Consider the following 13,003-nt stretch of genomic DNA (forward strand, 5'->3'; position numbering starts at 1 on the left):
GGATACGCTATGTCTACCCTGTCTCTGCATGCTGCGCCCTGCGGGCATACCGCGGCCGGCGGCCGCGCGGCCTTGCTCGAGGTGCGCGGCGCGACCAAGCGGTTCGGCGCGACGCTCGCGCTCGACGATGTGTCGATCGCCGCCCACGCCGGCGAGATCCATTGCGTGTTGGGCGAGAACGGCGCGGGCAAGTCGTCGCTCGGCAAGGTCATCGCCGGGCTGTACCGGGCTGACGCCGGCGTGCTCGTGTTCGACGGGGCGCCCGTGCAGTTCGCCAACCCGGGCCAGGCGCGCGCCATGGGCATCGCCATCGTCTACCAGGAATTGTCGCTGGTGCCCGACCTTTCGATCCGCGCCAACTTCTGGCTCGGCTCGGAAGGTGCGCGGCTGCCGCTGGCGCGTGTCGGCCGCCGGCGCGAGACGCCGCGCGTGCGCGAAGTGCTCGCCCAGCTCGGCGTCGAGCTCGATCCCGAGACCCGCGTCAAGGACCTGCCGGTCACGACCCAGCAATTGCTCGAGATCGGCAAGGCGCTGATGCACCGCCCGCGCCTGGTGGTCTTCGACGAGCCGACCGCCATGCTGGGGGCGATCGAGAAGCAGCGCTTCTTCTCGGTGCTGCGCACGCTGCGGGACAACGGCATCGCGTCGCTGCTCATCACCCACCACATCGACGATGTCACGGCCGTAGGTGATCGCGTGACCGTCATGCGCAACGGCCGGGTGGTGGAGTCGTTCCCGATGACCGGCGCGATCGATGCCGAGCACGTACTCGAGCGCCTGACCGGCAGGCGCGGCGCCGCTGCTGTCCGCAGCCCGCGCACGGCGCCGGCGGCGGGCGAATCGGCGGTGCTCGAGATCAGCGGCCTGCCGGGCCGCGACGACGGTGGCGCCACCGTCGGCGTGCACCGCGGCGGCATCGTGGGTCTGTACGGTGTGGTCGGCTGTGGCGCCGAGCGCGTGGTGCGCGCTGCGGCTGGCGTCCAGCGCGCACGCGACTTCAGCATGCGCCTGAACGGCCGGCCGTTCGGCCCGGCCACGCCGGCCGAGGCGCTGCGCGCGGGCATCTCGTACCTGCCTGCCGGACGCCAGGCCAATGCTGTGTTCCCCACGCGCTCGATCCGCGAGAACCTGATGCTCAGCCAGTTGCGGCGCGTGAGCCGCCTGGGCTTCATCAACCGCCGGCGCGAAACCTCGGTCGCGCTCGACCAGTTGCGCGCCTCGGCGGTGAAGTTCGCCGACCTGGACGCCGGCATCGACACTCTCAGCGGCGGTAACCAGCAAAAGGTCCTGCTCGCCCGCGCCATGGCGGGCGCGTCGGCGCTGCTGGTCCTCGAAGAGCCCACCGCCGGCGTCGACATCGACGCCAAGCAGCAGATCCACGAGCGCATCCGCGCCGCCTCGCGTGCAGGCCTCGCCGTGCTCGTGCTCTCGAGCGACCTGCCCGAGACGCTGGCGTTGTGCGACGTCGTCTACACCTTCTTCGCGGGCACGGTGATGGATTGCCACGTCGCGCCCGCCGCGGGCGATCACGACGCCATCCTGGCCGACATCCTGGGCCAGCGCTCCGCTGCCCGGCCCGAACAGCCGCGGAGCCAGGCTGCGCCTACCGTCAACGAGTGGAGTCTGCAAGCGACATGAACGCCAAGATCAAACTCGCCGATGCCATGCTGCCGCTGATCGTCCTCACCATCGCCGCGGTCGCCACGGCGATCCAGCCGCGCTTTCTGTCGGTCGACAACCTGCTCAACCTCTCGCGCCAGCTCGTCCCGCTGCTCATCATCTCCATCGGGCAGGCGTTCGCCATCATGCGCGGCGGCCTCGACCTTTCGATGGCCTCGGTTTTGTCGCTCTCCGGCGTGCTGGGCGTGACCCTGATGCCGCATATCGGCGTGCCGGCCGGCGTGATCGCCATGGTTCTGGTCGGGTGTCTGGCCGGGCTGGTGTCGGGCTTCATCATCGCCTGGTTCCGCACTACGCCGCTGGTGGTCACGCTCGGCATGCTGTCGGTGACCCAGGCGATCGCCCTCATCCTCTCGAACGGCGTGCCGATCCACAATGTGCCCGCCACCTACGTCGACGCGATCGGCTTCAACGCCGTCCTGGGCGTGCCGGTCATGGTGTGGATCGCGCTGGTGCTGGCGGTGGCCGCCACCGTCATCCTGCGCCACACGGTGTTCGGGCGTTACGTCTACGCTCTCGGCTCGAACGAGTCGGCGGCGGTCAAGAGCGGCGTCAACGTGCGCTTCTACACCATGTTGGTCTATGGCGTGTCGGGCCTCTGCGCGGGCGTGGGCGCGGTCGTGCTCACCGCCTGGGTGAGCTCGGCGCAGCCGGTCGCCTCGCCCACGCTCACGCTGCAGTCGATCGCCGCGGTGGTGCTGGGCGGTGTCGCCCTCACCGGCGGCAGCGGCGGCATTTGGCAGGTGTTTCTCGGCGTGCTCGTGTTGAGCCTGCTTTCCAACGTCATGAACATGACGGGCGTGTCGGCCTACTACCAGACGCTGGTGGTCGGCATCGTCATCGTCATCGCCGTCGTGCTCGATCGCTTTCGCCGGACCTGACTCCGCAGGCCGCTACGCCAACCCTTTCCTTGCGCATCACGACAGGTAATTGCCATGAACACTGCCCGCCCCCGCGGTATCGCGCGCGTTCTCAAGGCCTGTGCCGCGCCGGTCCTCGCCCTGCCCCTGGTGGCCTTGCCGGCGGCCGGCCTCGCGCAACAGGCCGGCGCGCCGGCCGATCTCGACGTGAACGACCGGCTGCTCGGCCTGGTCGAGCCGATCAAGGCCGCCAAGCCGCTGCGGCTGGGTGTGACGGTGGTGCACCTGATGGACAACTTCTACACCGGCATCATCTACGGCATCAGCGACGAAGCCCGGCGCAGCGGCGTCGAGGTGGCTCAGGTCTCGGTGGCGGGCAACTACGGCGATGTGCAGCAGCAGTTCGCGCAGCTCGAGGCCTTTCGCTCGCTTGGCGTGGACTACGCCGTGCTCGCCCCGGCCGCGTATTCCGGCTACGACAACGTGCTCGCCTCGCTCGCCAAGTCGGGCATCGAGACGCTGTCGGTCGGCATTCCCACGGGCAGCAAGAACATCGCCTTCGGCGTGCTGCAGGACGACGCCGAAATCGGCCGCGCGCTCGGCGAGGCCTTGTGCGCCGACAAGCCACAGGGCAAGAAGGTGCTGCAGGTGCCGGGCGCCCCTGGCCTGGAGTGGTCGCGGCTGCGCGTGGAAGCTTTCCAGGCGGTGGCTCAGGCATGCGGCGCGGTGCTCGAACCCGCTGCCTACAAGGGCGAGATGACGCTGCAGGACGGCCTCACACAGACCTACGACCAACTGCTGCGCGTGCCGGACGCCGAATACGTGTTCACCCCCGTCAGCTATCTCGGCATGGGTGCGGCCCAGGCGGTGCGCCAGACGGGTCGCAAGGTCAAGGTGCTCACGGCCACCATGGTGAAGGAGGAGCAGGCCATGATCGAGGACGGCCGCATGCTCGCGGTCGCCTCCGAGCCGGGGATCATCATGGGCCGGCTGATCGTGCAGTACGCGATCCGCGCCAACGAAGGGCTGCCCATGCCGCCGCTTGCCGAGCCCACCGAGAGCGTGCCCTATCCCCACTTCAACGTGCCCAACGTGCTCATCACCAAGGAGAACGTCGGCACGCATCCCTACGACGTGTTCGAGTATCCGCCGCAGGACTGGAAGGTCGGCGCCACGCCCTGACACCCCGATGCAGGAGGCCATCATGAACAGACCGAACGGCGCGGCCTGCCAGCCGTACGACCCGCGCGTATCCAACTTCCCGCGCCAGCTCTGGTGGGTGGCGGCGCATTCGGCGCAGATTACCGCCGACTCCTTGGTGTCGCGCAAGCTGCTGGGCGTGGACGTGCTGCTCTCGCGGCGCGCCGACGGCACTGTATGGGCCATCGAGGACCGCTGTGTGCACCGCGGCCTGCCGCTGTCGATGGGCTGGAAGCAAGGCGACGAGGTGGTGTGCCGCTACCACGGTTTTCGCTACGACACCGAGGGCAAGGTCACCTGCATCCCGACTCAGAACGCCTGTCCCAAGACCGCGCGGGTCGACAGCTTTCCCGTCGTGGAGAACCCGCCCTTCGTGTGGATCTGGATGGGCGATCCCGCCGCGGCCGACCCGGCGCAGGCGCCCGATTTCGCGTGGCTGCGCGATCCGGGCTGGGTGTGGGCGAGCCGCCACATGAACGTGCGCTCGAACTACATGTTGCTCAAGGAGAACGTGCTGGACCTCACGCACTTTCCGTTCGCGCACAAGTCGACCTTCGGGGCGCTCGACGACTACGAGTCGGCCGCCGAGTTCTCGTACGAGGACGGGGTGGTGACCTTCGTGAAGCGCTTCATGGACCAGCCGCTGTCGCCAATCTACGACCGCGACCTCAACCTCGGCGGGCGTCACGTCGACCGCATCGACATGGGCAAGTCGATCTCGCCGGCCGAGCACTTCTTCACCGCCACCATCCGCGATCCCATGCGCGAAGAGCCCTATCTCTTCCGCTTCCAGCATCTCACCACGCCGCAGACCAACTCGTCGCATCACTACTGGTGGGTGATCTCGCGCAACTACGGCCTGGACCCGCATCCGGGCGAGTGGTTCGAGCAGATCGCGTCCACCGCGTTTCGCGAGGACAAGGAAATCCTGGAAGCGATCCAGTTGCGCCTGAACGAGAGCCCGGACCCGACCCGGATGCCCGAGGTGAGCGCGATCGCCGACCGCGGCGGCCTGCTCGCCCGCCGCCAGTTGCGCCACTTCCTGGAGCGCGAACAGGCGAGCGCCACCTGAGCCGACCAACACACGGGAGTTTGCATGGCCACACGAAGTGTCGAGATCGTGGGAGCGGGATTGGCCGGACTGGTCGCCGCGAACCGTTTCGCCCAACTGGGCTGGCAGGTGAGGATCCATGAACGCAATGCCGACCTGCGCATGTTCGGCGCCGGGATCTGGCTCTGGGAAAGCGGCCTGAAGACGCTGGAGACCATCGGCGCGTACGCCGGGGCCACCGCGCAGGCCCGCGTGATCCGCGAATGGCAGATCCGCGACCAGCGCGACAGGCTGCTGATGTCGCGCCTCACCACGCCCGAGGATCGCCTCCTGCTGCCGCCGCGGGCCGATCTCTACCAGGCGCTGATCGATCGCGCGGTCGATCAGAACGTCGACATCGTCACCTCGTCGAACGCGGTGAGCGTGAGCCCCGAGGGCGAGGTCGTGTTCGACGACGGCCGACAGGCGCGCGCGGATCTGGTGGTGATCGCCGACGGCGCCTATTCGCGGCTGCGCGAATCCATCCTCGGCACGCGCTGGATGGACTTCGGCATGGAGGCCGGCATCCGCATGCTGATCGACGCGCATCCGGACGACAACGTCGACACGCTGGTGGAGCACTGGAACGGCCCCTGGCGGCTGCTCTACAACCCCTGTACCAACGGCAAGAACTACATCTTCCTGAGCGCCCCGGTGGGCGACCAGCGGGCGCGCCGCATCCCGCTCGACACCGATCTCTGGATCGAGAAATTCCCTGGCGCCGAATCGCTCATCCGCCGCTTCGTGCCGGACAGCCGCTGGGACCGCCTGGTTAACGTGAAGTGCCGGCAGTGGACCGAGGGTCGGGTGGCGATCGTCGGCGATGCCGCCCACGCCATGCCGCCCAATCTCGGTCAGGCGGCCAACACCGCCTTCTTCAACGTGATGGCGCTCGCCGAGATGGCCACCGGCGCGGCCGACCTGCCCGCCGCACTGCGCGCCTGGGAGAAGCGTCAGCGCCCGCTCACCGATCACGTGCAGTGGTGGTCCTATGCCTACGGTTTCGTGCTCGGCAAGTGGCCGGCGAGCCTGCAGTCGCTGCGCTCGGACGCGATCGTCTCCCTCGCCCGCACCGAGTGGTTCGACGAGGGCCTGAACCGAGGCGCGCGCCATGTGCCGGCCGGCTATGTCGGCTTCGCGGCCACGGCGGGCGCCCGCCTGGCGGCCGCCGCCCGCGGGCTGCTGTCGCCCACTTCCCTGTGACCCATTTTCCGATCGGAGCACGCGCCATGTCCCTTTGGCAACGCATTCCGGCTGTCGCCGCCTCGTCGCCGATGGGGGGCGACCCCGCAGGGCCGGACCCCATCCACGCACGCAGTGGGCTCGGCCTCGAACGGCGGGCGGCCGGTGCGCGGCCAGGGGCTGCCGTTGCCTCATTGCCGCAGGCAGTGTCCGACCCCGTACGGCCGGACACTGCCTGCGGCCGTGATTCTGCCGCGCCCATCGTGCGCGTCGAAGGCCTCTCCAAGGTGTTCGGCGATGCCGAGGACCGCGTACGGCGCCGCATGCGGCGCGGACAGAGCTTCGCCGAGGCCGTCGCCAACGAAGGCCTGGCCGCGCCGCTCGACGCCGTGGACCTCACGGTCGAGCGCGGCGAGATCCACGTCATCATGGGCTTGTCCGGTTCGGGCAAGTCGACCCTCGTGCGCTGTATCAACGGCCTCATCGCGCCCACCGACGGACGCGTCATGGTGGCCGGCGCTTGCGTGTCGAGCGCGACGCCAGCCGCGCTGCGCGAGCTGCGCCAGCGCCACATGTCGATGGTCTTCCAGAGCTTCGCGCTGCTGCCGCACCTGTCGGTGACGGCCAACGTCGAGTTCGGCCTGATGCTGCGCGGCGACGAGACGAAGCAGCGGCGCCGCCGCGCCGCCGAGGTGCTCGACATGGTCGGCCTCGCCGACTGGGGCGAGCGGCGTGTGGACGAGCTCTCCGGCGGCATGAAGCAGCGCATCGGGCTCGCCCGCGCGCTCGCCACCGATCCCGACATCCTCATCATGGACGAGCCCTTCAGCGCGCTCGACCCGCTGATCCGGCGTTCGCTGCAGGACGAACTGCTGCGGCTGCAGAAGGAACTGCAGAAGACCATCGTCTTCGTCACGCACGACTTCGGCGAGGCTCTGCGCATCGGCAGCCGCATCCTCATCATGAAGGCCGGCCGGCCGGTGCAGACCGGCACCGCCGCCGAACTCTTCTGCGACCCCTGCGACGAGTACGTGCGCGCCTTCACCGCCCATGCCGACTTCATGCACGTCATCACCGCGGGCACACTGTGCCGGGTCATTCCCGAGGCAGCCGATCCGCCGGCCGCCGACGGTGCGCGCCAGGCGCCCCGAGTGGACGAGGACGCCACCCTGGCCCAGGTGCTGTGCGCGGCGCACGGCGCTGACCGCATCGCCGTGCGCCGCGACGGTGCGCCGCCGCGCGTGCTCGGCACATCCCATGTGCTGCGCCATATCGGCGCCTTGTACGCCGAACGGCAGGAGAGCTGAACCATGGACGACTTCCTCGGCTTGCCGATGCTGCCCCTGGACGTGTGGATCCAGGATTGGGTGGACGCCTTCGTCGGCGCCTGGCGCCCGTTCTTCCAGATGCTGCGCCTGCCCATCGAACAACTCCTCACGGGCATCAACCAGGGCTTGCTCGCCGTCCCGCCGCTGCTGCTGATCGCCGTGCTGGCCGCGCTCGCCGCCTGGCGACGTGGCGCGGCCTTCGCCGCCTTCATCGGCCTCACGCTGTTCTTGATGGGCTGGGTCGGGCTTTGGCGCGAATCCATGACTTCGATCAGCATCGTCGCCACCACCGTGACCTTCGCCGCCCTGATCGGGGTACCGATCGGCATCCTGCTCGCCGAGTACCGCCCTGCCTGGCGCATCGCCAAGCCGGTGCTCGACGTCATGCAGACCACCCCGTCGTTCGTCTACCTGGTGCCGGTGGTCATGCTGTTCGGCATCGGCACCGTGCCGGGCGCGATCGCCACCATCATGTTCGCCACGCCGCCGCTCATCAAGCTCACCTATCTCGGCCTGGTGCAGGTCTCGCCCGAGTCCAGCGAGGCGGGCAACGCCTTCGGCGCCACCCGGCTGCAACTGCTGGTGCACGTCAAGCTGCCGCTTGCGCTCGACACCATCCGCGCCGGCATCAACCAGACCATCATGCTTGCCATCGTTATGAGTTCGATCGCCGCGATGATCGGCGCCGAAGGGCTGGGGCTCACGGTGTTGCGCGGCATCGCCCGCCTGGACGTCGGGATGGCGGCCACCGGCGGCCTGTGCCTCGTGCTGCTCGCGCTCGCCACCGATGGCCTGGCCCAGAGCGCCCCGCGCCGGCGCGCCCGGCCCTGGGCCGGCCTGTACGCCCGTCTTCAACGTCAGCCCGTGGCGGCCGCCTGACCGGCCGGCGCGTTCCGTCCTTCGCATCCAACAGGAGTTCCGTCATGCCGATATCCCCCACCCGGCGCCGTACCCTGATCGCCGGCAGCCTGATCTGCGTCGCCCCTGCGCTGATCACGCGGGCACACGCGGCCACCGGCGCCGTGCGCCCGCTGCGTGCGCCCTGGGATTCGTTCTGGTTCGGCGGTTACGTCGCTGCCGCCGGTCTGGAGCGGCTCGGTTACACGGTGGGCGAGCCGCGCGTCATGACCCCGGCCGCCATGTTCCAGACCCTGGCCCAGGGCGACGCCGAGTTCACCATGGACGTGGTCATGCCCTCGTCGCGCGTCATCCACGAGACCGTCAAGGACCGGGTCGAGCTCCTCGGCCCCACCGTCGAACCCGGGTCGGTGGCGGGCTACCTGATCGACAAGGCGACCGCCGAGAAGCACGGCATCCGCAACATCACCGACTTCCAGAAGCCCGAGGTCGCCACGCTGTTCGCCGAGGGCGCCGACAAGCGCGCCCGCCTGATCGGCCCGGGCGCCGGCTGGAACGACGAGAAGCGCGCTCTGGACGACATCAACCGCCTCGGGCTGAAGGACACCGTCAACCTGGTGATCGGCGAGTACAACGTGATGGTGGCCGACGTGGTGGCGCGCCAGCGCGCCGGCAAGCCGGTGTTCTTCTATGCCTGGTTCCCCAACATCGCCACCGTCGAGCTCATGCCCGGGCGTGAGGTGGTGTGGCTCGAGGAGCCGGGAAGCGACCCGAAGCTCGCGTTCCAGAACGTTCCGGGCTGCGCCAGCCAGCAAGATAGCTGCAACACGGGCTGGTCATCAACCACGTACTACGTCGGCGGCAACACCGCCTGGCTGGACGCCAACCCGAGCGCGCGCAAGTTCCTGTCCGCATTGCGCATGCAGCTCAACGACCGCGTCGAGCAGAACCTGCTGATGGTCAAGGGCGAGAAGCGCGAGCGCGACATCGAGCGGCATGCCGCCGAATGGATCAAGGCGAACCAGGCGGCCTTCGACGGCTGGGTCGAAAGCGCGCGCACCTGACTTTCCGCCCTCCGGTCCGCGCCGTCGCGCGTGCCGGGCGCCACACATCACACGCGCCACCCGGCGCAGAGAGGACCTTCATGAACTCAGTGATCCCCATCATGCCCGTGCTCAGCGAGAGCGAACAGCAAGCCCTCTTCGCCCCCGTCGAGGTCGCCGATGGCCTACCCGGGCGCGTCTATTCCAACCCCGAGTACTGGGCGCTCGAGCGCGAGCGCCTGTTCAAGGAGGACTGGTTCGCCATCGGCTGCGCGAGCGACGTGCCGGCGGTGGGCGACGTCATGCCGGTCGGCATCGCCGGCTGGGAGCTTGTGCTCGTGCGCGGGTTGGACGACCGTGTGCGCGTCTTTCACAACATCTGTCGGCACCGCGGCACCAAGCTCGTGACCAAGCCCGATAACCTGCGCATGATTCAGTGCGGCTGGCACTGCTGGACCTACGACCTCGAGGGCAGGCTGCAGCGCATGCCCATCCTCAATGGCCCGAACACCTCCGGCCACGACTGCTTCGAGCGCGAGTCGCTCGGCCTGGTCGAGGCGCGCTCGGGCGTCTGGCACGACACCGTGTTCGTCAATCTCGACGGCAAGGCGCGCTCGTTCGAGGCCTTCACCGCGTCGCTCGCCCGCCTCTTCGAGCCCTACCACCTGGAGGGCTACGACCTCACCCACCCGGCGCGGCACGACGAGGTCGTGCTCGATATCAACTGGAAGCTTTACCACGAGGGCGGCCTGGAGGGCTATCACATTCCCTTCGTGCACCCGGCGCTCGAGCTGCCCGACCGCTACCACATCGACAACGACCCCGAGGCCTTCACCAGCCTCACCGGCTCTCTCATCAAATACAAGCGATTGGGTGCCTGGGTCGGCCTGCCCGACGACACCTTCGACATGAACCCGGCCGCGGCCGCCGCGGTGAGCGAAGGCCGGCGCATCCCGTACACCATCTGCTTCGTGACGCCGACGGTGATCTTCGCGGCGTGGCCCGAGGCCATCATCACCACCCTGCTGCGGCCGATCTCCCCGACGCGCACCGGGGTGCGCCGCAACATGTATTTCATCGGCGATAGCGCGATCTCCGCCGAGGCCGCGCCCGCGCGCCAGAAATACGTCGATATCTGGCTGGGCATCACCGGCGAGGATGCGGACTATTCCACCGGCGTGCAGCGCCTGAGCGCGCAGCGCGAGGAAATCGGCATGCAGACCCGCTTCTCGCCCTATTGGGAAGAGGCGGTGAAGCTCTTCCAGCAAGGCGTCGCCCGGCGCGCCTACGGCGCCTCGGCAGCCTGAGCGGGCTCTTTCACCCCCCTCACGAGACACAGATCCTCCATGAGCACCGCAGTCGAATACCTGAATCCGCCGGGCGCCTGCCCGGCGTAAGGGCTCTACTCCCACGTCGGCAAGGTCGAGACCGGCACCTTGTACTTCGTCGCCGGCCGGTTGTCGGTGGCGGCGGATGGCAGCATCGCCGACGCCGGCCGATTCGACCGTGACGGCACTCACCGCCTGCGGCGGACTTGAGCCGGGCGGCGCGCGGGTATATCGTGACCCCCCGCCTTTTCCCGCAACGCCTGGCTCTCCGATGTCCAACCTGGTCTTCCAAGCACTCGTCCCCGTGGTCCTCCTCATCTTCACGGGCTATCTGGCGGGGCGCCTGGGTTGGGTCGGTGGCAAGTCGACCGGCGACATCTCCAACATCGTGTTCCTGGTGCTTGCGCCCGCGCTGCTCTTTCGCACGATGAGCAACGTGCACCTGGAGAGCATCGATTTCCAGCCCGTGATCGCCTACATGTCGGCCATGGGGGTGGTCTTCGTGCTGGTGATGCTCAAGCAGGGCTTCAACCGGCGCGCGGCGGTGATGGGGCTGGCGTCGACCTTCTCCAATACCCTGATGATCGGCGTGCCCATCGTCGGCCTGGCCTTCGGCGATGCGGGCCTGGTCACGCTGTTCTCGCTGGTTTCGGTGCACTCCTTCATCATGCTCACCCTGGTGACGGTGGTGCTGGAGTTCGTCGTGGTGGCCGAGGAGAACCGGGCCCGGGCTGCGCATGGAGAGAGCGCGCCGCTGGCGGTGCGCGCGCGGCGCATGGCGCTGACCGTATGCAAGGCGGCCAAGGGGGCGATCCTGCATCCGGTGCCGCTGCCCATCATCTGCGGGCTGCTCTTTGCGCAGACCGGCCTGCCCCTGCCGGGGGTGGTGGACAAGGCGCTGCAACTGCTGGGCTCGGCGTTCGCCCCGATGGCGCTGGTGCTGGTGGGCATCACCCTGGCCTCCAACGCGTGGGCCAAGCAGATCCGCTCGGCCTTGACCCTGGTCATCATGAAGAACCTGGTGCATCCGCTCGCACTGGTGGTGATCGGCCTGGCGGCCGGCCTCTCCGGCCTGCCTTTCAAGGTGATGGTGGTCACGGCCTCGCTGCCGATCGGGGCGAACGTGTACCTCTTCGCACTGCGCTACCGCGTGGCGGAGAGCGAGACCAGTGCGGCCGTGGCGCTCTCGACCATCGTCGGGCTCGCCAGCATGGCGCTGGTGATGCTGTCGGTGCCCTTGCTGCCGGGCTGAAGGCATGACGGCAGGCCGTGCGCGATGTGCCGGCCTGTGTCGCGGGCCGGATGCGCTGCGGGCAGCCCGGTTGCCTGCCCGCAGCGGCGCCCCGTCGCCGTTCACTCGGGCTTGACGCCGGCGTCGTCGATCACCTTGCGCCAGATCTGCTTTTCGTTGCTGATGAAGGTCTGCGCGTCGGCCATGCTGGTGGGCATCGGATAGGTGCCGAGATCCTTCAGCCGCTCGACCATGTCCGGCTCGGCCAGCGCCTTGGTGGCTTCTTCGTGCAGCCGCTGCGTCACTTCCGGGGGCGTGCCCGCCGGGGTCAGCATGACGAACCAGCCGGTGGAGACCAGCTCGGGCACCGTGTTCTTGGCCAGCGGGATGCCTTCCAGGCCGGGCAGCTCTTTGTCCGCTGTCACGGCGAGGGCGCGCAGGCGGCCGCTCTGCACCAGGGGCAGCAGCGGGGCCACGCCGTCGACGTAGACCTGGGCGTCGCCGCCGATGGTCGACTGGATCGCCTGCGACGTGCCATTGAAGCTGATCTGGCGGAACACCGCCTTGCGGATCTGCCCGATGCGCTCGGCTGTGAGATGGGGCACGGAACCGTGCACCGGGTTGCCGAAGACCAGATCGTCGGGCTTGGCCTGGGCGGCCTGAACGACGTCTTCCAGGCTCTTGTAGGGCGTGGACGTATTGGCGACCACCAGCATCGGGGTGTAGGCGATGGTGGCGACGACGTCGGTGTCTTTCTGGACGTCGAAGTCCGCGGCCTTGTACATCATGGGCGTGACCACGGCGGCCGCGGCGTGAAAGACGCCGAAGGTGTAGCCGTCGGGCTTGGCGCGGCGCAGTTCGTTCATGGCGATGATGCCGTTGCCGCCGGGCTTGTTCTCGGTGACGATGCTCTGGCCGAGCGCGCGCGACATGCGCTCGGCCAGCAGGCGCGTGATGATGTCGGGCGCCGAGCCGGCGGGCGAGGGCACGATGGCGCGCAGGGTGCGGTCGGGGTAGTCGGCAGCCTGGGCGACGCCGGCACCGGCGCCAAGCGCCAGCGCCAGGGCGCCCCACCACAGACGGTGTCGGATGTTCATGGTTGTCTCCGGGATGCGTGGAGCGGCGGGGCGCCGCACCGAGGATGTCCAGCTTTTTATTGACATACACTCAATTAAATGTAGCGGTTAATTGATAGGCAGATAA

11 protein-coding genes are annotated in these 13,003 nt (G+C 68.7%); 10 read left to right on the top strand and 1 reads right to left on the bottom strand.

What is annotated here, in order from left to right; translation table 11 throughout:
- Positions 1-9: 9 nt before the first annotated feature.
- From FOZ76_RS06315 to FOZ76_RS06360, 10 genes are all read left to right on the top strand, one after another.
- Entirely contained in the window at positions 10-1,638 is a 1,629-nt protein-coding gene (locus FOZ76_RS06315) for a sugar ABC transporter ATP-binding protein (RefSeq protein WP_143947293.1), read from the top strand.
- Entirely contained in the window at positions 1,635-2,561 is a 927-nt protein-coding gene (locus FOZ76_RS06320) for an ABC transporter permease (RefSeq protein WP_143947294.1), read from the top strand. The genes FOZ76_RS06315 and FOZ76_RS06320 overlap by 4 nt, the downstream gene beginning before the upstream one ends.
- A gap of 54 nt (positions 2,562-2,615) precedes the next feature.
- Positions 2,616-3,722, top strand: a complete 1,107-nt coding sequence (locus tag FOZ76_RS06325) for a substrate-binding domain-containing protein (RefSeq protein WP_143947295.1) — start codon at positions 2,616-2,618, stop codon at positions 3,720-3,722.
- A gap of 22 nt (positions 3,723-3,744) precedes the next feature.
- A complete protein-coding gene (locus FOZ76_RS06330; RefSeq protein WP_170235312.1) occupies positions 3,745-4,812 on the top strand; it encodes an aromatic ring-hydroxylating oxygenase subunit alpha in 1,068 nt (355 codons plus the stop codon).
- A gap of 24 nt (positions 4,813-4,836) precedes the next feature.
- Positions 4,837-6,033 carry an FAD-dependent oxidoreductase gene (locus FOZ76_RS06335; RefSeq protein WP_143947297.1) on the top strand — a complete coding sequence of 399 codons (1,197 nt, stop codon included), beginning with the start codon at positions 4,837-4,839 and terminating at the stop codon, positions 6,031-6,033.
- A 185-nt stretch (positions 6,034-6,218) separates the two neighbouring features.
- A complete protein-coding gene (locus FOZ76_RS06340; RefSeq protein WP_211366053.1) occupies positions 6,219-7,319 on the top strand; it encodes an ATP-binding cassette domain-containing protein in 1,101 nt (366 codons plus the stop codon).
- Between the two features lie 3 nt (positions 7,320-7,322).
- Positions 7,323-8,219 (top strand): ABC transporter permease, encoded by an 897-nt coding sequence (locus FOZ76_RS06345; RefSeq protein ID WP_211366056.1) that lies wholly within the window; start codon positions 7,323-7,325, stop codon positions 8,217-8,219.
- A gap of 44 nt (positions 8,220-8,263) precedes the next feature.
- Positions 8,264-9,262, top strand: a complete 999-nt coding sequence (gene proX / locus FOZ76_RS06350) for a glycine betaine/L-proline ABC transporter substrate-binding protein ProX (RefSeq protein WP_143947298.1) — start codon at positions 8,264-8,266, stop codon at positions 9,260-9,262.
- Positions 9,263-9,342: 80 nt separating this feature from the next.
- Positions 9,343-10,548, top strand: coding sequence for an aromatic ring-hydroxylating oxygenase subunit alpha (locus FOZ76_RS06355; protein WP_170235313.1), 1,206 nt, complete (start codon positions 9,343-9,345; stop codon positions 10,546-10,548).
- A gap of 292 nt (positions 10,549-10,840) precedes the next feature.
- The gene (locus tag FOZ76_RS06360) at positions 10,841-11,821 is read left to right on the top strand and encodes an AEC family transporter (protein ID WP_143947300.1); all 981 of its coding nucleotides are present in this window, start codon (positions 10,841-10,843) and stop codon (positions 11,819-11,821) included.
- Positions 11,822-11,922: 101 nt separating this feature from the next.
- Here the strand turns inward: FOZ76_RS06360 and FOZ76_RS06365 are convergent, their stop codons facing one another.
- On the bottom strand, positions 11,923-12,897 hold the full coding sequence (locus FOZ76_RS06365; protein WP_143947301.1) for a Bug family tripartite tricarboxylate transporter substrate binding protein: 975 nt from the start codon (positions 12,895-12,897) through the stop codon (positions 11,923-11,925).
- Between the last annotated feature and the right edge of the window lie 106 nt (positions 12,898-13,003).

Origin of the sequence: Verticiella sediminum (assembly GCF_007558815.1) — a bacterium.
Classification (GTDB): Bacteria; Pseudomonadota; Gammaproteobacteria; order Burkholderiales; family Burkholderiaceae_B; genus Verticiella; species Verticiella sediminum.